General features: G+C 44.2%; 18 protein-coding genes. 6 read left to right on the top strand and 12 right to left on the bottom strand.

Going from position 1 to position 25,714, the window contains the following annotated elements:
- Positions 1–150: 150 nt before the first annotated feature.
- The 3 genes from NG798_RS16300 to NG798_RS16290 all read right to left on the bottom strand — a co-directional run bounded on the left by NG798_RS16300 (position 151) and on the right by NG798_RS16290 (position 4,388).
- A complete protein-coding gene (locus NG798_RS16300) occupies positions 151–1,596 on the bottom strand; it encodes a carotenoid oxygenase family protein (RefSeq protein ID WP_261224742.1) in 1,446 nt (481 codons plus the stop codon).
- Between the two features lie 77 nt (positions 1,597–1,673).
- Complete coding sequence (locus NG798_RS16295; protein WP_261224741.1) at positions 1,674–3,179, bottom strand: folate/biopterin family MFS transporter; 1,506 nt, start codon at positions 3,177–3,179, stop codon at positions 1,674–1,676.
- A 147-nt stretch (positions 3,180–3,326) separates the two neighbouring features.
- Positions 3,327–4,388 (bottom strand): TIGR03032 family protein, encoded by a 1,062-nt coding sequence (locus tag NG798_RS16290; RefSeq protein ID WP_261224740.1) that lies wholly within the window; start codon positions 4,386–4,388, stop codon positions 3,327–3,329.
- Between the two features lie 568 nt (positions 4,389–4,956).
- Between NG798_RS16290 and NG798_RS16285 the strand changes: the two genes are divergently transcribed.
- On the top strand, positions 4,957–6,351 hold the full coding sequence (locus NG798_RS16285) for a pentapeptide repeat-containing protein (protein ID WP_261224739.1): 1,395 nt from the start codon (positions 4,957–4,959) through the stop codon (positions 6,349–6,351).
- Between the two features lie 13 nt (positions 6,352–6,364).
- Here NG798_RS16285 and mutT read toward each other — a convergent pair whose 3' ends face one another.
- From mutT to gor, 9 genes are all read right to left on the bottom strand, one after another.
- A complete protein-coding gene (gene mutT / locus NG798_RS16280; RefSeq protein ID WP_261224738.1) occupies positions 6,365–6,778 on the bottom strand; it encodes an 8-oxo-dGTP diphosphatase MutT in 414 nt (137 codons plus the stop codon).
- Between the two features lie 211 nt (positions 6,779–6,989).
- A complete protein-coding gene (locus NG798_RS16275) occupies positions 6,990–7,334 on the bottom strand; it encodes a DUF760 domain-containing protein (RefSeq protein ID WP_261224737.1) in 345 nt (114 codons plus the stop codon).
- A gap of 236 nt (positions 7,335–7,570) precedes the next feature.
- Positions 7,571–8,527, bottom strand: a complete 957-nt coding sequence (locus tag NG798_RS16270) for an RNA polymerase sigma factor, RpoD/SigA family (protein WP_261224736.1) — start codon at positions 8,525–8,527, stop codon at positions 7,571–7,573.
- 168 nt (positions 8,528–8,695) lie between these two features.
- The gene (locus tag NG798_RS16265; RefSeq protein WP_261224735.1) at positions 8,696–8,824 is read right to left on the bottom strand and encodes a hypothetical protein; all 129 of its coding nucleotides are present in this window, start codon (positions 8,822–8,824) and stop codon (positions 8,696–8,698) included.
- Positions 8,825–9,161: 337 nt separating this feature from the next.
- A complete protein-coding gene (gene carB / locus NG798_RS16260) occupies positions 9,162–12,419 on the bottom strand; it encodes a carbamoyl-phosphate synthase large subunit (RefSeq protein WP_261224734.1) in 3,258 nt (1,085 codons plus the stop codon).
- Between the two features lie 139 nt (positions 12,420–12,558).
- Entirely contained in the window at positions 12,559–13,161 is a 603-nt protein-coding gene (locus NG798_RS16255) for a Uma2 family endonuclease (protein ID WP_261224733.1), read from the bottom strand.
- Between the two features lie 92 nt (positions 13,162–13,253).
- Complete coding sequence (locus NG798_RS16250; RefSeq protein WP_261224732.1) at positions 13,254–14,333, bottom strand: AAA family ATPase; 1,080 nt, start codon at positions 14,331–14,333, stop codon at positions 13,254–13,256.
- Between the two features lie 144 nt (positions 14,334–14,477).
- On the bottom strand, positions 14,478–15,254 hold the full coding sequence (locus NG798_RS16245) for an RNA ligase family protein (protein ID WP_261224731.1): 777 nt from the start codon (positions 15,252–15,254) through the stop codon (positions 14,478–14,480).
- Positions 15,255–15,344: 90 nt separating this feature from the next.
- A complete protein-coding gene (gor, locus tag NG798_RS16240; RefSeq protein WP_261224730.1) occupies positions 15,345–16,697 on the bottom strand; it encodes a glutathione-disulfide reductase in 1,353 nt (450 codons plus the stop codon).
- 107 nt (positions 16,698–16,804) lie between these two features.
- Here gor and NG798_RS16235 point away from each other — a divergent pair, with 107 nt between their 5' ends.
- From NG798_RS16235 to NG798_RS16215, 5 genes are all read left to right on the top strand, one after another.
- Positions 16,805–17,458 carry a Uma2 family endonuclease gene (locus NG798_RS16235; RefSeq protein ID WP_261224729.1) on the top strand — a complete coding sequence of 218 codons (654 nt, stop codon included), beginning with the start codon at positions 16,805–16,807 and terminating at the stop codon, positions 17,456–17,458.
- Positions 17,459–18,198: 740 nt separating this feature from the next.
- Positions 18,199–19,374 carry a response regulator gene (locus tag NG798_RS16230; protein ID WP_261224728.1) on the top strand — a complete coding sequence of 392 codons (1,176 nt, stop codon included), beginning with the start codon at positions 18,199–18,201 and terminating at the stop codon, positions 19,372–19,374.
- Positions 19,371–19,931 carry a chemotaxis protein CheW gene (locus NG798_RS16225; RefSeq protein ID WP_261224727.1) on the top strand — a complete coding sequence of 187 codons (561 nt, stop codon included), beginning with the start codon at positions 19,371–19,373 and terminating at the stop codon, positions 19,929–19,931. The genes NG798_RS16230 and NG798_RS16225 overlap by 4 nt, the downstream gene beginning before the upstream one ends.
- Before the next feature lie 194 nt (positions 19,932–20,125).
- Entirely contained in the window at positions 20,126–22,321 is a 2,196-nt protein-coding gene (locus NG798_RS16220; protein ID WP_261224726.1) for a methyl-accepting chemotaxis protein, read from the top strand.
- A gap of 33 nt (positions 22,322–22,354) precedes the next feature.
- Entirely contained in the window at positions 22,355–25,603 is a 3,249-nt protein-coding gene (locus tag NG798_RS16215) for a response regulator (protein ID WP_261224725.1), read from the top strand.
- The last annotated feature ends 111 nt before the right edge of the window (positions 25,604–25,714 follow it).

Genomic DNA, 25,714 nt, shown 5'->3' with positions numbered 1-25,714 from the left:
GACGGGCAACCAGAGAGCAATTGCCCCTAAATTTTAACAACGGGCAACCACAGCCACCGTTTGCCCCTACATTTTATTGCCTAATCTCGTACCCAGACTCAGCCTGGGTACGCACTTAGAGAGGCTCAGCCTCCCGAACTCAAAACCAGATTAGGGCCCAAAATACTGCTCAGAAAAACTGCCATGTAAACCATAGGGAATATGATGTTTTAAATGCAAACGAGCCACCGGCCCATAATTCAAATTTCGCGCATCCAAAATCACCACATCCGAACGATGAAAAGCAGCATCATAAACCAACAACAACAACCAACCATCATCCTCAGAAACACCATTTGGACGCGGAACAAACACCGGCTCACCAGCATAACCCCTTGGCGCCGCACTCCATATTTCACGTTTGCCGGTTTCAAAATCAATTTTCAAAACCGCTTGTAAAGGAGCATTACCCGTTGGTTGATGAGCCGTACCAATATACATATAACGGTAAGCTTTCCCCACATTATTTGGGTGCAAAGTAGGAAACTCACAACAGCGGCTTTCAATCACCTCATGGGACACAGTTTTCGCCCTTAAATCCACCTCCAAACGCCACAACTCCCCAGCCGGAAGACGCTCAAAATCAACCTCACGAAAATCGCCATCCGCATCAGGAGAAGGAAACGAAGAATAGCAAATTGAATCAACAAAAACCTTATCTCCCACCTCAAAAGCATTCGCATGGTGGAAAACAAAACAAGGCTCAGTTTCCACAACTTGAACCTCACCCCCATTCCGAGGAATTAAAATTACCTTCGTTTTTTCTTTGGGGTTTAACTGCAAACATTGACCGGCCCCCCGCCAACCCAAAACAAAAGGCAAAGGATTAAAAGAAACAGGATTTTGGAAAAAAATGCAATAATTTGGCGTAATAGCCATATCATGCAAAAACGCAAAACCAGGGATAGAATGAGCGTGTTTTGTAAGTAACGCAGCGGTTTTATCTAGCTCATAAATAGTAATCGTGCTAGAAAGACCAGGTTTAACCGCAAAATTCACCAACCGATCCCCATCAACACGGGGATGAGCAGAAAACGCCTCACCCGGTTGTAAAATCCCGTCCAAATAATCCAAACCAAGGGTTTCCAAAGTATAAGGATCAAGCCGGTGAGGTTCCGCAGCCTCCCACAAAGCCAGTAACTTTCCGCCCCAATAAATAACATGAGTATTGGCAATATTTTTAATTTTTAAATCAAAAATATTACCCAACCAACCACCCGGTTTTTGAGTACCAAAAACACCCCGATAAAGAATTTTACCTGCCTTCTTTTCTTCCAAATATCCCGCAGTTTGCACAAATTTATTGCGAAAATAAGCACGACCCTGAGAAAAAGCCACCGAAGAAATCATCCCATCCCCATCAAACGGGTGATGAATCGAACTGCCATTTATATCCAACAAACCAGGGCCATTTTTAAAAAAAGTACCCTCTAAATCAGCCGGAATTTGTCCCTCAATATCATCAATCCAGTAGCTAAACTCTTGAGGCTGAGAGTCATAACCACGTTGCCATTCTTTAACGTCGTAAGAGCGTTTTTTTGTTTCTATGTTTTGCATAATTTTTATGGTGGTATTTCCCACCACTCTTGATTACAATTGCCTTGATTAAATGATACCAAAACCACCGCTATACCTTACCGGCGGTCTTCTGCCTTTAACTTATCAGAAATAAGCGAAGTCGGCACCAACTCCGGCATAAAATCTGGAATCAAATGTTGACCTACCGGCCCATTTGTACCCGGTTCCGGCTCCAAAACCGGCAACAAATCCCCACTCGCACCCTCACCATTAGCACTACTATCAGGCAGCCAATTAATAAAAGGCAAAGGCAACAAAGTAGAAAAATTCGTAATCATAACCAACAGCCAAAGCTTATCAAAATTATGCTCATTAATGCCCAGCCAGTGCATCATCACAGCACCGAACTCATAAGAAAGCAAACCGGCTAAATTAGTAACCGACATCAGCAAAGCAAACAAAGTAGCCTCAACCCCCGCAGGGCAAAGACGAGCCGCCAAAACCAACACCGGCATATAAGCAATTTGCCCCATCACCGTCAGCACCAAACTATCACCAATACTGAACCAGTGATCATCAATTCCCATAGCGCGGTTAGCATGAGTCACTAACAGCAAAGTCGTCATTCCTAACGCAGCAGAAAGAACCGTAGACCAGGCAAAAATCCGCCGAAAAGGAACCATCTTAAAAAATCTTTGAAACAGCCAAACTCCTAACAAAGAAGCCAAGCTCGTAACAAGGCGAACCCGTCCCAAAAACTCTGGTTCAAAACCTAATTCATTTGTCGTAAAGAAAAAGAAAGCCGAATCAGCAGAAGGCGTAGCTTGCCAAATAAATAAAAACACCGTTGGCATCCAGATAGCTTTTTGAGAAAGCGCTTGCCGCAGTTGTCTAACTTGTTGTTTTACCCGTTGAAAATTATTAGAAGATTGCGTTCGCGTAGGATCTTGTAGAGATAAATCTTCTCTGTTTAATTGATTCACCGGCACCTCAGCAATTAACCAAGCAACCGCAGAAACAATTAAAGGAAAACTTGCCGTAATTAAAAAGATAGTATGAGTGCTGAAATGTTGAAGCAAAGCACCACTGAAATAAGCCGTAATCAATCCACCAAGAGAAGAAGCACCCCAGCAAACAGACTGTAAAGAACCGGCATCACTAAGCGATTCTTTGCGCGCTCGTTCCACAACAAGAGAATCAACAATCACATCTGAAACAGCCACAGAAAGCGAAGATAAAGCAATCGCAGCCGTTGCAGCAATAGCATTATTCACAAGCGTTGCCAAAGCAACCCAAGCGAACGTACCAGCCAAACCAGACAAAATCAAATAGGGGCGGCGCCGGTATCCGAAGATGGGTAAACCATCAGACATAAAGCCAAACAAAGGCTTAACGATCCAGGGTAAAGCCACAATACCAAACAAAGCGGAAACTTCCGCAGGAGATAAGCCAAGTTCGTCTTTCAGAAAAAAACTAACGGCCAGACGAGCTAACCCCAAAATACCTTGAACAAAATAAACCAGCAAAATCGCCATTAACTCTGGCGTTGGTTCATTGCCAAACAACAGTTTTTCTGTTATCGACTTTTTGATTTCATTTGTGCGGGAGGATAAAACAGACATTGATTAACATTCATTAAGAAGTTTCAACTTTTATATCATATCGTTATAAATCCAAGGCTGTCGGGTAGCCGATCTCGACCATTTCCCGACAATAAAAACCCCGGTTTTTTTGAAAAAACCGAGGTTTTTAACAAATATCTGCTGCCATCACAACGTCGGAGCCACAGTAATCACCCGGCGAATCTCATCAGTTTTAAAGCCCAAAGCCATAGGCCGGCGTACCCCAGGAATTACCGCCACATCATATAACTCCTCAATCACCCCATCAATTCTTAACCAATGGACAACATCGCCCGTCCGCAGATCAATCACCTGCAAACCACAACGCGCCTCCGCATCAGCCGCAGCCAAATTATCATCCAAAGCCAAACCAGAAAAAGTCTTATTACCCCTGGCTTTAGACAACCCCACCACCGCAAAATTGCCCACAAAAGCCAAACCCCGCAGATAGCCAGGGCAAAAAGTCACCGGCACAAACTTAGAAGCCTGCAAATCCACATAACCAAAATAGCCCGTACCCGAATTCAAAACCCACAACTTGCCCTGATAAAATCGAGGCGAATGCGGCATAGATAACCCCGACAAAACCACCTCACTACTAGCCACATCAATCACACAGCCGCCACTTTTGCGACGATCTCGCCAACCATCTGCCACATCCGTCGCCGAAACACTCGTCACAAACCCCGGTTTACCATCCACCACCGCCAAACCATTCAAATGACAACGATCCTCCGCCGCCAAACGCGAAATAAACGGCGGTTTCCACACCGGCTCAAAACTATATCTCTCACTTACCGTCGCCAAACAACCAAACAAAGTATTGACAAAAATAATCTTTTGTGCATCATCCAAAACAATATCGTGAATATCTAAATCTCCCGTTGTATAGCCCAACTGCGGCACATAAAGCCGGTCATAGCCATCATGCAACTGTCCAGGTTCCAGAGCATTTTCAAACCGCCAAAGCTGGAAAAGCGAACTCATATACAAACTATCAGCAGTTGCATATAACCCCATAGCGCGGTTAAACGTCCGCTCAAAAATCGATAACCGGCCATTCGGTTGCAACCCAATCAAAAACAACTTGCCGGTTTGATACGTCGTAAAAGCCAAACTAACAGACTGCTCAGCCAGCCAGTCAGGAAACTGGCGAGAACCCATAAGCTCAATTTGCGCTGTGCCGGTGGGCAATTCACTACTGTTCATTATTTGTATAAATTACTCTTGCATAAAAATTGTGACATTACAGATGCCATATTCCCAGCCTACACCAACCAGCACCCCGCTTTTTTCACCTGCAAAGAACCCCAATTTTAACAACTTCCTATCCACAACCTCAGCCCCCCGTCCTTAAAACCGGCACCCTAGCTTAAAGCCTGCAAAACCCGCCTTAAAATCATGCGTGTTAAAATTAAAACCTCAAAAACCACCCTCCCCAAAGCCCATAACCCCAACAAGCGCCAAAATGCCTAAACCCCCTCAACTTCCATTTTTCTTGACACTTCCCTAAACCCCATGAACCGGCAAAAACAAACTTTCATCCCCGCAACGCAATTGTTACACATCCAACCCAGAAAAACACCCCAGCAGAGCAAATATTTTCACCAGTACCCCCCAGCCATAGCAAAACCCTGTCCCCAAAACCCCCACACCATGACATCCAACAAGAGATAATATAAAAACTGACATCAATTCCCCAGATAAATTTCACCCCCACCCCTTTGTAAAAACCGCATAATTTCCCCTATAAACGAGCAACTATTTTATTAAATAAATGACAAATTTTAACAGCGAACCATTCACCAGCAATAATGACTTAAGCGCCTTATTAAACAACAAAGAAAACAACAACGACTTACAAATCAGCAACCTACAAGCAACCCCCCTCAAAGGCGAAAACCTCAGCGGAGCAAACCTGCGAGGCTCAAGCTTGCGTGGCGTAGACCTCAGCGGCACCGACCTCAGCGAAGCCAACCTTAGCTACACCGACTTCCTAGACGCCGACCTCACAAAAGCCAACCTCAACGGAGCCAACCTGATCAAAGCCTGTCTGAACCTCGCCAACCTCACCGAAAGCCACCTCAGACAAGCAAACCTCAGCGGCACCCTCCTAGTCGGAACCAACTTCAAAGACGCCGACCTCAGCGGAGCCAATTTGCGAGAAGCAAAAATCATCGGAGCCAACCTCAGCGGCGCCAACCTCAGCGGCGCCAACCTCAGCGGCACAGACCTCAGCGAAGCCGACCTCAGCGGAGCCAACCTAGAACGAGCCATCTATGATGCCAGAACCAAATTTTCCCAAAACATCGACCCCGTTGCCACCGGCGCCTATTGCATCTCCACCAACGTCGCCCTCCCAGGAGCCAACCTCAGCGGCACAGACCTCAGCGGTTGCAACCTCAAAAGAGCCGACCTCCGAGGAGCCAACCTCCGCAGCGCCAAACTAATCAACGCCAACCTCGAAAACGCCAACCTCTTCCGAGCCAACCTCAGCGGTGCAGACCTCCGAGGCGCAATGTTAAAGGGCACCAACCTCCAAAAAGCCGTCTATGACATCAAAACCCGTTTTTCCGAACAAATAGACCTCAGCGAAATAGGTGCCTACTGGATAGCCCCCAACGTTTCCCTCCCAGAAGTCAACCTCAGCGGCGTACAGCTAACCGATGCCGACCTCAGCAACGCCAATTTAAGCGGAGCCAACCTCAGCGAAACCGACCTCAAAAACATTGATTTAACCAACGCCAACCTCAGAAAAGCCAACCTCGAAAAAGCCAATTTAAAAGAAGCAGAACTGAGAAATGCCGACTTAGTTTCAGCCAATTTAAAACAAGCCAATTTATCCCAAGCCGACCTCAGAGAAGTAGATTTAACCCGCGCCGATCTCACCGGCACAAATTTAAATTTAGCAGACCTCAGAAATGCCGACCTCACAGGTTCTAACCTCACCGACGCCAACCTCACCGAAGCAGATTTGAGAGGCGTTGACTTTACTAAAGCAGACCTCAGAAATGCTAATTTACAAGGAGCAGATTTAAGAAAAGCTGACTTGACACGAACCCATTTAGAAGGTGCTAATTTAGAAGGCGCAATTTTTTCTGAATCCGATTTAAGGCCGGCAGAAACACACCCAGTTTTAATGAAATATAAAAGTTTACCTCCGGGTTTTTGAAGGCTTAAAGAAGTTAGATTTCTCCCCGCAAAGCCTCAATAATTTGGATATTAGCTACCGGAAATGGAAACTGATCAATTTCATCTAAACTTACCCAGCGAATCTCATCACACTCAATCGCTTGCGGTTCCCCCGCAAAATGCCGGCAATGAAATACATTTAATGTGACTCGAAAATGCGTATAAGTATGATCTATCGTAATTAAATGCTCTCCCACCTCCACATCAATCGCCAACTCTTCCAAAATTTCCCGGCGAATACACTCCTCAATTGTCTCTCCCTCCTCAAGCTTCCCCCCTGGAAACTCCCACAAGCCCCCCAGCAAACCTTCACGCCGGCGTTTATCAATCAAAATTTGGCCGCTATGATTCCAAATCACCGCTACACCAATATTTTTATGGGGAATAGGAGTAGGAATTTCTATCATGGGTAACTCAATAATTATGGCCTGGGAAATTTAAAGCGGGGTGATTATAGCATAAATAAAGCGCTTTGGGAATGTCTAAAACGGCAAATTCGGCAGAGTTTTTGTCATTTCTGCCGAGCCGTTTTTGGGCTTTGGGTTATTTTTTTTAGATGCCAGTTTGGGTTATTTAACCGCAGATAAACGCAGATAAACGCAGATAAAATAAGTGCGGTTATTCGTCTTCGGATGCGCTTGTTTCTGCGTGTTGTAGGGATTTTTCAAAGGTCATCCTTTGTTCTGCGTTGCGGAGAAAATATCCGCTCATCATTGCAGATGCTAACAGCCGGCCTAAGTGTTCGCGGCTGGTTGTAATTGTTACCCCAAAATGCTCGGAAGGTAAATTGCCTAGCAAACCTACGATATTGCGTTCCATTACTTGAAACACATCGCCAGTGTTTGGTTTAGAAAGTTGGGCAATTGTTTCTGGACTCATTGACTGGACATAGTGCCAGAGTAAATTGCCAGCTTCTGGTTGATCGCCGCTGATGTGTTCTGGAAAATGAGATGAGTTATTCACAATAAATCTCCTCGCAGTAATTTCCGCCTTTCGATAGAGCTTGTTTTTTTTTGCTCAGTTATAATCGGGTGCTTTTTTCCTTTCTTTTTACTACTTTAACAACCCGATTATAACTTAAGAGTAGGCGGAACCGAACCAAGACCTACGGATGACCCAATTTTTCATTTTCGCTCCGTGATAGTTGCCTATGCCATTTTCGATTTAAGGTTTAGCTAAATCTACAATCTCAAATAGCCTTAGCTGGCAACATATTCTCCCATATCCGCTTTGCGTTTCCGCAATTTCGTTAAGGCTTCTCGCTCGATTTGTCGGACTCGTTCGCGGCTAATATTTAGGCGATCTCCAATTTTTGCCAGCGTCATTGCCTGTCCATCTTCTAAGCCAAACCGCAATGATAAAACTTGACGCTGTTGCGGCGTCAGGTCAGCCATAATATTCTCCAGGTCAGACCGCAAAGACGACTGTACCGCAAAATCTTCAGGCGATGGGCCGGTGTCTTCTAACAGTTCTCCTAATTCGGTATCCTGATTATCCCCCACCCGCAAATCCAATGACAAAGGCTGACGGGCTCTTTCTAAATATTCCCGAATTTGCTTAGGTGTTAATTCTAATTCCGCCGCCAACTCCGCCACCGTCGCTGAACGTCCTAAATTTTGCGCCAATTGACGTTGAGCTTTTTTAATTTTGTTTAGTTTTTCGGTAATATGAATCGGCAACCGAATTGTCCGGCCTTTTTCGGCTATAGCACGAGTAATTGCTTGCCGTATCCACCAATAGGCATAAGTTGAAAAACGATATCCTTTAGTTGGGTCAAATTTTTCGACACCCCGCTGCATTCCTATCGTTCCTTCTTGGATTAAATCCAATAAATCCACATTTCGTTTAATATATTTCTTGGCCACCGATACCACCAAGCGCAAATTCGCTTCCACCATCTTGCGCTTTGCTAACTCACCGGCTTCTATGGTTTGCTGTAACTCAGCTTCCGACAGACCGGCCGGTTCTGCCCATTCCGCATCACTTGGTTCTCGGCCCAATTCCAAACTTAACTGCTCTTTCAATTCTTGCAAAGCAGTGCAACGCTGGACTTGTTTACCTAAAATAATTTCCTGCTCGTGGGTCAGCAGCGGCACACGGCCAATCTCTCGGAGGTAGGTGCGGACTAAATCGGTGGAAGTCTGGGCAGTCTTCATGGCAGTATCTCGGATTGTTTGTAATAACGGGTTTGCAATATAAGTGCGATTTTCACCACGCCGGACGCGCTTGCAAGCACAACGCAAGCGGAATGCCGGCAACCCATCCGATCAAAGCGTTCGCGGTAATGGCGCCTGAGCATCCGTGTTGTTGAACACCGCTCTCGTTTACCGGTCTGAGCGTACTCTCACCGGAACGGGGATAGCCTCTGGTTGAGATTGGCTCTCAGACTCGGAAACCTTAGCGGCAACGGCAATGGCTACACCGGCAACGACAAGAATAATTATGGTAGTCATAAGTTTTGTTAAGTTTTTCCTTAAGTTGTAAACTATTGTAACATTTATGAAAATATTGTCTACTAGGTAAGATTGCTTTTTCGGGAAAATTTGCTAAATTTCTTACCATAGACATACTTTAATCGGCTCAGGAAGCTTATCTAAAGAGTACCCAGAACCGACGGACACAAGTGCATCCGGCTAAACAAAATTTTAAGCTTTTTTTTCAAGGCCAAGACTCAGAAAAAGGTGATGAGGGACACAGAGGCTTTTCTTATGGGTTCTCTCCAAAAACCTCTATGTCTTCTCCTTGAAAAAAACCCCCTGTTATGGGGGTTTACTAGGCTAAACTCCCAATTTAGATAAAGTCTTGGAGTGCTTTAACCTCCAGCGGTTGAGACTTCAGGGAACGTATGGCGGCGGCGGTTGCTTTGGCACCGGCAATGGTCGTTACAATCGGAATCTTATAACCTAAAGCGGTGCGACGAATTAACCGGCCCTCGGCTTGGGCATCTTCCCCAGAGGGAGTATTAATAATGAGTTGAATTTGCTGGTTTTTGATCGCATCCAACACATTAGGCCGGCCTTCATAAAGTTTCAGTACCAGTTGGACATCTTTTAATCCATTTTGGTGTAAAACTTTGCGGGTGCCGGTGGTGGCGATGACTTTGAAACCCATCTCTAAGAAATCGCGGACAATGGGCACAACACTGTCTTTATCGCGGTTCATCATTGAGACAAAGACGGTACCTTCGAGGGGTAAACGTTGACCGGCCCCTAATTCTGCTTTAGCAAAGGCAGTCCCAAAATCATAATCCATTCCCATCACTTCGCCGGTGGATCGCATTTCTGGCCCAAGAATCGTATCGGCGCCGGGGAATTTATCAAAAGGTAAAACCGCTTCTTTAACAGAGATATGTTTGGGGATAATTTCCTCTGTGTAACCTAACGATACAAGAGTTTTTCCTGACATCACCCGCGAAGCCATTTTTGCCAAAGGTACATTAATTGCTTTCGAGACAAAAGGCACCGTCCGTGAAGCGCGGGGGTTTGCTTCAAGGATATAAACTTCGTCGCCTTTGATGGCATATTGGATATTCATTAACCCGACAACTTTTAACTCTTGGGCAAGTTGCACTGTCCAGTTACGAATTGTTTCCACCAAACTTTCAGAAAGCGTGATGTAGGGAATAGAACAAGCCGAATCACCAGAGTGAATTCCTGCTTGTTCGATGTGCTCCATTATGCCACCAATTACTACCCGTCCCGTGTGATCGGCTAAGGCATCGACATCAACCTCAATCGCATTTTCGAGGAATTTATCAATTAAAATTGGGTGGTCTGGTTCAACTTGCACAGCAAACGTCATATACCGTTCTAGTTCGGCATCTGAGTAAACAATTTCCATTGCCCGTCCGCCTAAAACATAGCTGGGACGAACCACCACCGGATAGCCAATGCGTTTAGCGACAATTAAGGCATCATCGAAACTGCGGGCAGTACCATTTTCGGGTTGTTTGATATTCAGTTTCCGCAGAATTTTCTCAAAGCGTTCGCGGTCTTCTGCGGTGTCGATAGAATCAGGAGAGGTGCCCCAAATTTTGGTTTTTACTACTTCTCCTAAGCTGGTTTTGGCTTGTTGCCGGTTTAAAAAGTCTTGCAGGGGTACTGCAAGTTTGAGGGGGGTTTGTCCGCCAAATTGTACGATGATTCCTTCTGGATTTTCGGCTTCGATGATGTTTAAAACATCTTCTTTTGTCAGGGGTTCAAAGTAAAGCCGGTCGCTGGTGTCGTAGTCGGTAGAAACGGTTTCTGGGTTGGAGTTAACCATGATGGTTTCAAACCCATCTTCTCGCAAAGAAAATGAGGCATGGCAACAGCAATAATCAAATTCTATGCCTTGGCCGATGCGGTTGGGGCCGCCTCCGAGGATCATTACTTTGCGTCTTTCGGAGGGGATGACTTCGGTTTCTTCTTCGTAGGTGGAATAGTAGTAGGGGGTTTTGGCTTCAAATTCGGCGGCGCAAGTGTCTACGAGTTTGTACACCGGCACCACGCCTAGTTGTTTGCGGTAGGCGCGTACTTCGTCTTCTTTGGTTTTTGTGGCGTAGGCAATTTGCCGGTCGCTGAATCCTTGACGCTTAATATCATACATCTCCTCTTTTGTCAAGGATTTTAGGGGAGTGCGTTTGAGGAATTTTTCCGTTTGTAGGATATCCTGCATTTTGTCGAGGAACCAGATATCAATGCCGGTGAGTTCGTAAATGTCCTCAGCAGTCATGCCCATCAGCATTGCGTGACGAATTGTAAAGATGCGTTCGGGGTTGGGGGTGCGGAGGTTGGCGCGGATTTGTTCTAGGCTGGGAATGACTTCTTCTTTGTCGCAACCCCAGCCGGCGCGTCCGGTTTCGAGGGAACGGAGGGCTTTTTGGAGGGATTCTTGGAAGGTACGCCCGATGGCCATTGCCTCACCGACTGATTTCATTTGGGTGGTGAGGGTGTTGGTGGTACCGGGGAATTTCTCGAAGGCGAAGCGGGGGATTTTGGTTACAACGTAGTCGATGGTTGGTTCAAAGCTGGCGGGGGTTTTTTTGGTGATGTCGTTGGGTATTTCGTCGAGGGTGTAACCGACGGCGAGTTTGGCGGCGAGTTTGGCGATGGGGAAGCCGGTGGCTTTGGAGGCGAGGGCGGAGGAACGGGAAACGCGGGGGTTCATTTCAATGACAACGACATCGCCATTGGTGGGGTTAACGGAAAATTGGATGTTGCTACCGCCGGTTTCGACTCCAATTTCGCGGATGATTTTGATTGATTGGTCGCGGAGTCTTTGATATTCTTTGTCGGTGAGGGTTTGGGCGGGGGCGACGGTGATGCTGTCGCCGGTGTGGACTCCCATAGGATCGAGGTTTTCTATCGAACAAATGATGACGACGTTATCGGCTAAGTCTCGCATTACTTCGAGTTCGTATTCTTTCCAGCCGAGGAGAGATTGTTCGATGAGGATCTGGGATACGGGGGAGGCGTCGAGTCCGCCTTGGGCCATTTCTTCAAATTCTTCTTGGTTGTAGGCAATACCGCCGCCGCTACCGCCGAGGGTGAAGGCGGGACGGATGATGATCGGATAGTAGCCGATTTGTTTGGCGACTGCTTTGGCTTCTTCGAGGGTGGTGGCGATGCCGGAGGGGCAGGTGTTGACGCCGATTTTTGCCATTGCTTCTTTGAAGAGTAGCCGGTCTTCGGCTTTTTCAATGGCGGGGAGTTTGGCGCCGATTAATTCTACGCCATATTTTTCAAGGGTGCCGTTTTTGGAGAGGGCGACGGCTAGGTTAAGGGCGGTTTGTCCTCCCATTGTGGGAAGGATGGCGTCGGGTCTTTCTTTGGCTATGATTTTTTCTAAAATTTCTGGGGTTAAGGGTTCGATGTAGGTGCGGTTTGCGGTCTGCGGATCGGTCATAATGGTGGCTGGGTTTGAGTTGACGAGTATCACCTCATAGCCTTCTTCTCGCAGGGCTTTACAAGCTTGTGTACCTGAGTAGTCAAATTCGCAGGCTTGCCCGATAATGATGGGGCCGGCGCCCAGGATTAGAATTTTTTGGATGTCGTCGCGGCGAGGCATAGGGATTTTTGTTTTTAGTTTTTCGTTTTTAGATTTGCAGGGGCCGGTTGTGGGTCGGTTTGCTAAATCCAAACTATTTTACGGGTTTTGTGGTCTTTGGTGCCGGTTTGCGGGTAGTTTTTTGATGACATTTGAGTTTTTATGTGTTTAAGATTTGTTCGGCTGTGAGGTTGAGTTCTCCAAATGTGGGGGAGTTTAGCCGGTCTGTTTTTTTAAATTGAGTGCGTTGATATTTGCCGGTTTCGTCTAAATTAAATATGAATATGCTGGGGATTTTTGGGTTTCCAAGGTATTCTCTACTGCCTATCGCGAGATAATCTATTATCCAATATTCTTTAATTCCTAATCTTTCGTATTCATCTAGTTTGTCGATATAGTCGTCTTCCCAGTTTGTTGAGGTGACTTCTACTGCTAGTTGTATTGGTTCTTCTAATGCTGCATATGCTTCGCGGTTTGATCTCCACTGTTCTCGGTTTATGACGCTAACATCTGGCCGGCGTCCTTGGATCTTTCCTTTTTTTGTTGTTGTTTTGATGGCGGCGGTGTTGTTGACGACGTAATTTAGGTTTTGTCGTTTAATTTCTTCTTTAAATGCGAATATAATTTCACTGGCAATATCAATATGTTGTCGGGTTGATAAAATTTGTATAATTTCTCCATTTACAAGTTCATAGATGCCGTCTTCGGGGCATTCTTCTAGGAATTGGTCAAAGGTAATTTCTTGTGTGGTTAGGGAAATCATAAGGTTTTCTCCTGTAGGCAAAGAAAGGGGGTTTCTCTGCAATATTTAAGCTTTCATCTGGATATCTAGGAAGAAATGCGGTTTCTAAAGTTTTATTGTATCACCCATTCTACCTCGTGGGCTTCGGTAGGGTCGGGTATATCTAACCGGCCTGCTAATTTCTCTATAATATTTTCCGGTACCGGCTGGTTTCTTTGGCTATTTCTCTCTAATATTTCGTTTAATGGTGCTTCTAAATACACAAGGCGAATTTTTGCTTTATAACCAACAAATAAATCGATTAATTGTTGGCGCATTTGTTTGGTGGTGTTGGTGGCATTCCAGACGAAGCTTTGTTTTTGTCTTAAATATTCCTTGGCTTTTTCTTTGGCAAAATTGACTACTATTGATTGGTCTTTTTCCGGTGAGATGTTAATTTGTTGTCTAATTTTGTCTAGGCAAATTTCCGGCCAGTTTGGAAGGTTATTTTGTATCCAAGTATCTTTGCCGCTGGCCGGTAGTCCAGACATAACAACAACTTGACACCGGCTATCATCAAATGCTTGATAATTTGGGTCACTTTTCTCTTTATGGAAATACACAAACCGGCTGTAATTATCTGCAAATTGCCAAGGTTGGGTTAAACAGTTATTTTCTTGACAAAATTCTCTAAAAAAGGTAATGCGTTCAAAAAGTTCTTGTTGATCTGCACAAATTCTACCACCAACATCAGCCTCAGCTAAAATTGCCAGCCATTCACAAGTTATTACTTGACTAGCTTTAATAATATCCCGTTGAGGGTTTTGTTTATCCCAAAACCACAGAGGTAAACCGTTATATTGAACAAGAGAAACGATTTTTTCGCGTTCCCAAAAAGGGGTGTTTTTTTCGTAAAGAATGTATCTAGCAAGTTGGGTTCCTTTACGCCCGTGTCCGCGTGAAGAGATAATACCATTTTCATCGATAGTAGTGCTGATGGGTTTGCCGATATCGTGAAGTAAAGCCGCCGTAAATAAGATGTTTTTTTCGCTTTCTGAGAGTTGTTGCCATTTAGGAAGGGAGACGAGAGTTTCTACCACCATTTTTGTATGGGTTAAAACGTCGCCCTCTGCATGATAGATGGGGTTTTGCGGACAGTTTTTGAGAGTTTCTAAACAGGGATACTGGGAAATAATTTCAAACCAATTAATCATAATTATAGCCCTATCAAAAATTCATTTACTAAACCCCAGATAAGAACAGAAAACTCATCTGCATTTATCACCGCAAATGCAAACAAAAAACCCATCTGCGTTTATCTGCGTAGCGCTCCGCGCGGCTACGCCTAACATCTGCGGTTAAAAAAATAAACCCATACCATCCTTAAGAATATTCGGAATAATAGGCCGGCTTAACCAATGACTCTCAGAATTTTGAATTACCGTTAAAAAATCAGCCCGAACAAACTTAAATCTCTCCTCCACAATACCATTTTCCTCTACCTTTAAATACAACCCCTCCATCAAATTACTATTATCAGTTTCTTTCATTGCCCGTTCAAAATCTAACCCCATCTTTTCACAAGCTTGTTTTAAGCGTTCTAAATGGCCGGTTTGGATGAAGTTTGATTGTTTAATCATCTCTTGAAGTTGTTTTACCGACTTGAGTTTTCCCTCATATAAAACCGGCACAGAAACCACCGGCACACCGGCCAACATTTCCCGGCGTTTTGCGGTACTCAAAAACACCTGATTTTCTAAATCAAGAATATCATATTCCATGAAATAATGGGGCAAAGCATCATAAAAAACGGTGTGTTTAGCATAAAGCCATTCGCCGTATAAAACGTAACGAGTTCCCAAAACTTCCCAAAGCGGGCCGGTTAAAGTATAAGCCCATTGTTTAAATAAATTAAAATGTTTTTCTCTGGCGCCGCCGGTGAGATAGTGTCCGCGACTTTGTAATAACATTTGACCGGCTGCATTAAAACTAATGCCGGTGTTGGCGCCATCAACCTTTTCTTCTGCCACCACATAGCGATTTTCTAAAACCTTAAACGGAACACTTTCTAAATCTTCGTCTCCGGGTTGAAAACGAGACCCTTCAATATGGGGAGTACGAGGATATTTAAACATTATCTCAACCTATTTTTACTAGAATTTATAAACCGCAGATGAACGCAGATAAAACATCCGCGTTTATCCGCGTTTATCTGCGGTTAAAAATTACCGCAAAGTCACAAACTCTTCCGCAGTAGAAGGATGAATGCCAATTGTAGCATCAAAATCCTTTTTAGTAGCGCCCATCTTAACAGCAATAGCCATCCCTTGAATCACTTCCGCCGCATCTTTACCCACCATGTGAACACCTAAAATGCGCTCAGTTGTTGCCTCAATAATAAGTTTAACCATTGCCTTTTCATCCACATCTGGCAAACTATAAAACATGGGACGAAACCGGCCCCGATATACCTTAACATTTTCGCCAAACTTTGCTCGCGCTTCGGCTTCTGTCATTCCCACACTAGCAGCTTCCGGCTGAGAAAATACCGCAGATGCCACATTTTCATGGCTAATATATCGGGGAATATGACCAAAAACTGTATCTGCAAAAGCACGCCCTTCAGCAATAGCCACCGGCGTCAAATTAATGCGATCTGTACAGTCTCCCACAGCATAAATATTTGGTTGAGTTGTACTGCTATCGTCCTTAACAACAATCGCACCTTTTACTGTTTCTATACCGGCATTTTCCAAACCCAAATTTTCTAAATTTGGCTTTCTCCCTAAAGCACACAAAATTGCATCTGCCATTACTGTTTCTTCTTTTTCCCCCACCGGCACCGTTAATTTTAAACCTTCCTCAGTTTTCTCAATTTGTAATTTATCCATCTCCGCATTCAGCAAGAAATTAATACCATGTTTTATCATCGCTTGCTGAATATCTCCGCGCACATCTTCATCAAAACCACGCAAAATTAAATCGCGGCGGATAATTTGTGTAACTTGTGAACCTAAGCCATTCAAAATACAGGCAAACTCGACCCCAATATAACCGCCACCCAACACCACAAATCGCTTTGGTTGTTCTTTTAACAAAAACATTTCCCGCGAGGTAATTGTGTGTTCAATTCCGGGGATATTCGGTTTCGTTGCTTCTCCACCCACTGCAATTAAAATCTTATCAGCAGTGATTTTTTTGTCGCCAACTTCCACAGTGTGAGCATCAACTAATTTAGCAAAACCCGACATTAATTCTACACCGGCTTTTTCCAAAAAACCGATATGCAAAGCACTCAAACGGCGCACTTCTTTATCTACCGCCGTCACCAATTTATTCCAATCAAAACTTGGCTCTACCTTGCTCCAACCATAGCCAATTGCATCTTGGTACAAATGGGAAAAATTAGACGCATAAACCATCAATTTTTTTGGGACACAACCGCGAATAACACAAGTTCCACCAACTAAATCGCCTTCTGCAATTGCTACTTTTGCACCGTAGGATGCAGCGCGTTTAGAACTGGCGAGTCCGCCCGAACCTGCCCCGATTACAAATAAATCGTAATCATAACTCATGGTATCTACTCCTTTACTTTTTAATCCTCATTTTATTTTGACATAAATTGACACAACTTGCCAAGGTAATCTACAATAAAAACAACTCAAATGAGATACTAATTGATATGTTCACACTGCAACTCAAGCAAATCAAAGTTCTCCCCGGACAGCGGGTGCAGTTTGTTGATGTAAGCTGGGAGGATTTTGAAATTATTTTAGAACAACTTGGCGAGCATCGAGCCTCGCGGATTGCCTACTATCAAGGAGTGTTAGAAATCAGGATGCCTTTACCAGAACATGAAAAAATAAAAATTCTCATCGGTCGTTTGTTAACCCTAGTGCTGGATGAGTTAGAGATGGAGTGGGATTGTTTGGGTTCGACTACCTTTAAAAGCAAGCAAATGATGGCAGGTATTGAGCCTGATGATTGCTTTTATATCCAAAACTCTCAGGCAATGATTGGCAAAAAACGGTTTGATTTTGCCACAGATACGCCGCCAGATTTAATACTAGAAATTGACTTAACTTCTCGAACACAAATTAGCGCTTATGAAGCCTTACGAGTCCCAGAAATCTGGCGGCTTGAGAAAGGTAAATTAGAAATTTATTTATTGCGTGATGGCGAATATGTCCAATCTGAAACTAGCCTAAATATCCCGAATTTCCCTATCAAAGAAGCCATTACTCAATTTGTCGAAATCAGCGATACTGCGCCGATAAGTACCGTTTTAAAAGCATTTCGTAAATGGGTGAGAGAAAAAATAGACACCGCATCCTAAAAAAACCGGCCCTCAAACCCATCAATTTCTCAGTCGCCTTGAAGAAACGTAAACTTTAGAAACCTCTGCAACCTTTTGCGTAAGCCGATATCTGTCTTCAGAGCGATGTAGCAAGGCAATAGCTCTTGTAAAAAGATATAAAGAATCAGCCAAAATCGCTACATAAAAAACTGGGTTTCCACATTCCCCACAGTCTATCCCCAGGGCCAATATTGCCCTAAACCTAGACACCAAGCCTGTCTCCGTACAAACACGCAACGCTCTCCCCGTATTATTACTAATCGCCGTGTCGTATTTGTACAGAGTGCTGAAATATTAGCAATTTATTGAATTACACGGATGTCGAGTCAAACGCAGACTTTTAGAATTATTAATAAGCGCTCACAGCTAAAACTTTAAATTTTCTTCCTAAATTTAAAGTAATGAAAAAGTGTGATTTCAGTCACATATAGAGTAATTAATCTCAGCAAAAATCGTAGGACAAAGGGGAATACCAGCAAGCATTGTAGGAGTTTACACCAAAGGAAAAATCAAGAAACCTTAAAAAAGCAGAGAGGGTAAAACAATCAGCCTAAGAGAATACGCAAATGGGCAGAATCAATATACATCTTGAGCCGTTAAAATGAAACTCATAGAAACATAGAGTTTTATAGATAAAAATCGAGGCCCAAAGCCTCAAACAGAACGAAATTCTAACGTAAATACCACTTCCGTAACAAAAATTACCAAGGACAAACCCTATGACTACCAACCTCTTGCAAACTTCAAGACTGATAACTGAACAATCAAAAATGATCGCATCACCGGCCAAAGCCCTCACCAGCATAGTCAGCAAGAAACTCACAGGCCGGTTAACCATCGGCGATCCCAACGACACCTCAGTATTTTGGCGCGTATATTTTGGCAAAGGACAAGTACATTTTGCCTCTAGCGCAATGGGACACCATGAACGTTTACCCTACCTACTTCAGTGGTACTATCCCGAACTAAAATTAGTCTCAATGGAACAATTCTCCTCAGACTACGAAGTAATTTGTCATTACTGGCAAACCGGCAAAATCTCCTTACAACAAGCACGCAAACTCCTAACCTGGCTCACAGAAGAAGCCTTTGTACAAATTTTATCCATCCCCCAAGCCACCCTACAATTTGAAAAAAACCTCGGACTAGACCCGATTTTGCTCTCCCTTCCCATCAAAGAAATCGTTACACCAGTCAAAGGCTTTATCAATCAATGGGTAAAACTTTATAACGAGATCCCCTCACCATACCAAAGGCCCATCGTCCAAGACATCGAAAAACTCTGCAAAATAATATGGCCGAAAATTGGCAACATGGAATTTCTTAAAACCTTCGCCAAAGTTATCAGAAAAAACATCAGCCTTTACGAAGCCGCCACCCTCTTAAAAATAGACACCTTATCCCTCGCCACCCTCTTAAAACCCGCCGTAAAATCAGGCGCCGTTAGCATGAGCACCTATCAAGAACCCCAGCGCCATCAGCGCCCCCTCATAGCCTGCATAGACGACAGCAAAACCGCCCAGCGCCAAGTCAAACTCACCCTCGAAGCCAGCGGTTATCAAGTTTTAAGCCTCACCCAACCCGCCGCCGCCCTGACAATCTTAGCCAAACAAAAACCCGCCCTAATTTTGCTCGATATCAATATGCCAGAAATCAGCGGCTATGAACTCTGCAAAATGCTGCGAAACTCCAGCTTGCTCAAAGACATACCCATCGTCATGGTCACCGGCAGAGACGGTATAGTAGATAAACTCAGAGCCCGCATGGTCGGAGCCACCGACTACCTAACCAAACCCTTTTACCCCCAACAACTGATCAACACCATCGAAACCAACCTCTACAGTGAAACTCAGCAAACACAAATTCAACTCCAGCCCAGCAATGCCTGTGCATGAACCCCCAAGATAGTAAAATACAGCTATCCAACCAATCGACTTATCCCCCCTCTCCCGATATCCCCTTGAAAGACTACTTCTGTATTCAGCTACGGCAGTCCGCTCGTCTAGCACTGCCCATAGAAAACGTTGCAGAAGTTTTTAGCGTAGCTTACGGAGACATTTGTCCCATCCCAGGAGTCGCCACCGCCTTACTCGGAGTCGTTAACCAAAACGGACAACTCATCTGGGTATTAGAACTTGCAGACTTACTCAGCGAACTGCTAGGGCTGGCTCCCTCCCCCATCGATTACGGAAAATGGGATAGTCTGACAGTGCTTTTAATTACCAACTGTTTAAACAGCCAAAAGGGAGTGCCCCCTCAAAGACTCGCTTGTGTCGTCTCTGCGCTCAAAGGAGTTGTACAGATAGACAAAACAAACATCACCGCCATTCCCGAAGACTTTTCCCCCGCCTTTAGCTCGTTTTTCCTTGGTGTGGTCAAAATTGAAGACGAGTCCGTTGCTGTTTTAAACGTCTCAGCAGTTTTCGCCGCCTTGCGACTCGTCGAACCCTAGCCCAAAATAAAAACATCAGACCTATAAAATTTTCCAGCCCCACTTTATATAAAAATTTTCAAACTTTCCAAGATTCGTTATATTAAACCTATACCTGCCGAAAAACTATAGCCTCAACATTTAAATATCCATCAAAACTTTATTTTATCCTCTAAACTTTCCCCTCCCAATTCCCAATTCCCAATTCCACCCTAATGTTAGAAACCATAGACGCACTAAGAGAAAAAATCAATCAAAACCCCAGTGATTGGATAGCAAAAATCCATTTAGCAGAAGCTTTAAGCCAACAGGGACTCCTCGAAGAAGCCAAAGCACTTTACTCAGAAGTTGCCAGAGCCGATCCAGGTGGAGTTTTTTCATCGGCTGCATCCCTTCTACCACCCCAAACCAACCCAAACCCCGCACAAAATTTACGGGCCGTTTCATCCACATCTGAGCCCCCAACAAACATCTTTGATAAACCCGCCTCTACAATCGATGGCAATAATTCTCGGCCAAAAACAGAGATTTCAAAAAGCGCTAAAGTGAGATGGTTGCAATCAAAACTTAAAAAATCTTTCAGCAACCAACCGATACTCCAAAAACAAATTATCTTTTTTTTGGTGACGCAATTCCTCACCCTAGGCTCCGTAGTCGGCGCCGGTTTATTCCTCAAAAATATCAGCCAGGAGCAACAAAATAGAAACCTCTCTGTGGCCCAACTCGCCACCACAGAAACCCTATACAACCTGCAAAAAAGCGAAAAAACAGCCACAGAAAACACAGTAAAAACCTTTAACGGAGGCTACAGCGGCATTTATGAAAAAGATCAAAATGACCGCCTCGAAATCCTAGCAGAAACAGGAAATATACAAAGAAAAAATCAAGGAATTTCCCCCGATATAAATGAACTTTTAATAAAAGCCGGTAACACACCAGAAAAAATCCTCAGCCACCGGCTCAAAATAAACAACAAAACCTACAGATTTACAGCCAAAGCCCTCCAACCAAAAAACCCTAACACTCCCACCGTAATCCTCCTCAGAGGCACACCAGAAAACCTTAACAATCCCCTTTTTAGCGACGTTCTAACCGTCATCGGCCTGCTGCTTTTGATCGCTATTGCCTTGGCATTAGAACTGTGGTTATTACTGTTTTTGTGCCAAACCCTCACCCAACCCCTTAAACAAATCACAGAAGCCACCACAGACTTTACACGAGGAAATCGCAGCGCCCGCGCCACCGTAAGCGGCAAAGACGAAATCAAACAACTCGCAGAAACCTTTAACACCCTCGCCGGCACCATCAACGCCGCCACCGGCATCCTCGAAGAACAAACACGCCGCTTACTTGCCGAAGCCGCCTTTCAAAAACGCGAAAAAGAACGCCTCCAACAAGGCATGAACTTATTACTCACCCGCCTACTCGTTGCCAAACAAGGCGATTTAGCAATAAAAGTGCCGGTAGAAAGCGACCTCGAAACCAGCGGCGGCGCTATCTTGCGAGAACTCGCCGTAGCCATCAACAGCACCATCGACAACCTCTGCGAAATTGTAAGCCGCGTCCAAAGCGCCGCCAACCAAGTCCACTCCAGCGCCACCCGCAGTACCCAAAAAGTACAAGCCCTCTCCCTCAACGCCAGCAACCAAACCAAAACCATCAACACCGCCCTCAATGCCGTTGCCAACATGGGGCGATCCATGCAAACCATCGCCAGCGCCACCCTCAAAGCTGCTGTCATTGCCCGTCAAGGTGCAGTGCACTCCTTAGACGGAAATAAAATTGTTGCTCAAAGCGTCACCAGCATCTATGAAGTCGAGGAAATTGTTGCTAAAGCCTCTAAAAAAGTGCGCTACCTCGCGGAATCATCCCAAGAAATTTATAAAATTGTTTACATCATTGCCGGTATTTCTGAAAAAACTAATTTATTAGCTTTTAATGCCTCTATTGCCGCCGCCCGTGCCGGTGAACAAGGCCAAGTTTTTCGCGTTGTCGCCAGCGAAGTTCAACGTTTAGCCGAACGAGTCAGCGACTCAGCAAAAGAAATTGAACAATTATTAGCCTCCATTCAACAAGCCAGCCATGAAGCTTTACAAACAATGGATGAAGCCTCCTACAGTGTAGACACCGGCATCAAAGCCGTCGTCAAAACCCAAAACACCCTCGCCAAATTAGCCACGATCAATCAAAACATTAACCAGCTTTTGCAGTCTATTTCCGCGAGCACCGTTTCTCAGGCCCAATCTTCCCATCAAGTCAATCAAACTATGCAAGCCACCACCAACCTTGCCGAAACCACCTCTGCTGAATCAGAAGCCGTTGCCCAAAACCTGCGCGAATTGGTCGTTGTCGCCCAGGCTTTGCAAGAATCTGTCTCACGCTTTCGCCCCGATAATGACCGTTCTCGTTAAACTGGGTTCAACTTCGTGAATATCAAAACGATTATGAATCAAGATAGGGCTAAAACCTCGCCGCCAACTCGTTCCCTGTCTCGCCAACAATTAGAAGCCATTACCGAGCAATCCCGCCTCTTATTTTTGGAAGAAGAAGCTCCAGAAAATCTTGCCATCCTTAAACAAGGAATTTCTGATTTGCTCACAAAAGAAAAAAGTGAAAATTATCGCGGATATACGGCTTTAATTCGCGCCGCACACACCCTCAAAGGCGGAGCCGGTATTGCTCAATTACCCAACATTTGCCAACTTGCCCACCAGCTTGAAGATTTATTTGAACAACTCATTCAATACCCGGAAGATAACTCAAAAATCGAACTCATCGCCCAAAAGTTTCAAGAAATTTATGATTTAATTAACCAAGCATCCCTCCTCTTAAATCTGAATCCCCTCGAAGCAAAACATCCCGAAGAAATGAGTCAAGGTGTTATTTTATCACCTAGTCAACACCTTAAAAATTTAACAGAAAATTACCTGCAACTTCTTTTAGAAGAAGATGAGACATTACAATTTAGTGGGGATTTTTCAAACGTAACTCCCAACCAGCAAGCTTGTATAAAAACTGCGATTTCTGTTGACCTGGAAACTGGTCTTCAGCGCCTTGAAGCTTTGTTACAGGAGGCTGCTAACCACAATTCTGAACACCTCCTCCCTAGCCAAGAAAATTATCTAACAGAAAGCCAATTGCCGCTCACCGGCCATCACATTAATTTAACGATTAGAGAAGATTCACCGGCAACCTTAGAAAGTTCTCTGCCTTTTTATATAAATCTTAAAGAAGCTCTGACAAGTTTTGCTGAGGAAATAACTTTGTTGAGCGAAGTTTATAATTTGAGCTTTTTAGGAAAAGTAGCGGAAATTATCATAACAAATTTACCCCCAGATTTATCCGCTTTAGAGAAATTTCTCCTGCAAATTTGTACTTTAATTAGGCAATGGAAAGAGGAGATAATCAAAAAGATCAGCCTTTCAGAAACCGATAATCAATTGTCCGAAGAAAACAAAGAGGTTGTTAAGCAAAACTCAGGAGAAACCGAGCAAGAAAACGCTGGAAAATCCCCCAAAAACCAACAATCTCAAGATAAATTGACAATTCCCGAACGATTTTTGAAATATGTAGTTAGCAAGCCTGAAAAAAATCCAGCAACACCGGCATCCTTAACATTGCGAGTGCCGGTGGAACAACTCGACCGCCTCAGCGACAGCGTAGGAGAATTATTTATCAATTATCAACAACTTTCAGAATATCAACAACAACTTTCTCAAACCAGCCGCAACCTCAAAAAACAAATAATGTCATTGCGAACCGAAGCCGCGAGACGCAACAATGTCATTACTAACAATGTAATTGCCAACTCAGTCAAGCAACCAGAGAAGCAAGAAAGCAATGAACAACTTCAATTTCTTAACAGCTATCCCCCAAAAAATAGCGAAACACCGAATCCCATTCCCGCCCTAGACTTGGAATTTCCTAACAGCCCCGAAGCTGTAATTGCCCCAAAATTTAATGAAAATTCGCACGAATTTTACGAGTTAGTCGTGCAAATTTATGAAAGTAGAGCCGATATGGATTTGTTAGCCAGCGAGATCCAAGAAACCCTTGATCGGCTGCACAACTCCCTCCAAAACTTAAACGAAAATTTAACACAATCACGGTTAGTAAACTTTGGCTTACTCACAGACAGATTTCAAGCTTCTTTGCAAAACCTTAACCAACAATATGATAAAACTGTTGAATTAGTCGTAAAAGGCAAAGACTTACTCATTGATCAAGCACTTTTACAACAATTGCACACTCCCTTAACCCACCTATTTCGCAATGCTTTTGATCACGGTATTGAAACAACCTCCCAGCGAGTTGAAGCCCGGAAACCAAAAATAGCAAAAATCTTTTTATCAGCGCAAATTTCGGCAAATTATCTAACAATTTCTTTGGAAGATGACGGACGCGGCATCGATACTGAAGCCATTTATCGGCGAGCTAAAGAAATTAATTTAATAGCACCAAATACTCCCCTTGAACAATTCAAAGACGAAGAAATTTTAGAATTTCTTTTCACACCCGGATTTTCAACCGCCACCACCAAAAGCGATTTATCTGGGCGCGGATTTGGCTTAGATATTGTTCGCTATCAAATCGCCAGGATGCGCGGAACATTCCAAGTAGAAACCCGCTCAGGAGTTGGCACAAAATTTACTATTAATGTTCCCTTTAAACTCAGGATTGTCAAGCTCTTATTATGCCGGTGTGGCTCTCGCACTTTAGCCATTCCTTGCTTGAATATTTTAGGAATTATAGACTTATCAGAAAAACCCTTACCAGCCCCTCCTAATAATTCATTAGGGGGAATTAAACCGGCAAGTTATGTGGTTTGGAACGAAGAAAATATCCGCGCTTATGCCTTAATCGATTTATTGCCCTACGGACGCGCTGGCGGTAGAGAAACCAGCCCCACCCATCCCACCGTCGGCCTCGTTTTAGAAGTCAGCAGTGAGCCGATAATTGTAGCGGTAGATGCCATTCTTCAAGAACGTGAATTAGTGATTAAATCTTTTGATGAAACTGTCCCTGTCCCAGCATACTTGGCTGGGTGTACGGTATTAGGAAGTGGCGAAATAGTGCCGGTTATTTCGCCGCACGAGTTAAATGAAAAAATAACCCTTAGTCAAGCAAATACAAACACCGCATTCGCTTCTCCCTACCCAGAAAGCAACAGCGAACCGGCAAATTTAAGACAAGAAGAAAATCACCCAGCATCCCCCGCTACAATTGAGGCTGAAACTCAAGCAGAAACCCTTGAAGAAAGGGAGATTGATGGGGAAGCTTTACGGGTTCCCTATTGTCCGTTACCAGCCGCGTTTTTTCCCTCCAAACCGGCCATTTTAATTGCAGATGATTCGATAGCGGTGCGGCGGGCATTAGACCAGCTTTTAAGCGGGGCTGGCTATCAAGTCACCCAGTGTAACGATGGCAAAGCAGCTTTAGAAGAATTAAAACGTAGTGCCTCAGCTTTTGATTTAGTTATTTCCGATTTAGAAATGCCTCGCATGAATGGGTTAGAGTTGCTCGCCAATCTTCGAGCTCATCCTAATACTAGAAATTTACCCGTTGCAATTTTATCTTCCCGCGATAGCGAACAATGCCGGCAGCGGGCGGCATCTTGTGGAGTTACGGCTTATTTTACCAAACCTTGGGAGCCGGCTTCTTTGCTCGATCAAATTGCGGCTTTATTGTCATAGTTATTGCGGAAGTGATCCACTCATAATCACGTTTGTAACCCCTGAAAAAGTTACTACGAAGAATTTACTTAAGCCAAGAGCAAAAAAACTTGAAATAATTTTTTGCTCTCG

Source organism: Ancylothrix sp. D3o, assembly GCF_025370775.1.
GTDB lineage: Bacteria > Cyanobacteriota > Cyanobacteriia > Cyanobacteriales > Oscillatoriaceae > Ancylothrix.
The sequence above is the reverse complement of the archived record's forward strand: the minus strand, read 5'-3'. Positions and strand labels throughout refer to the sequence as shown.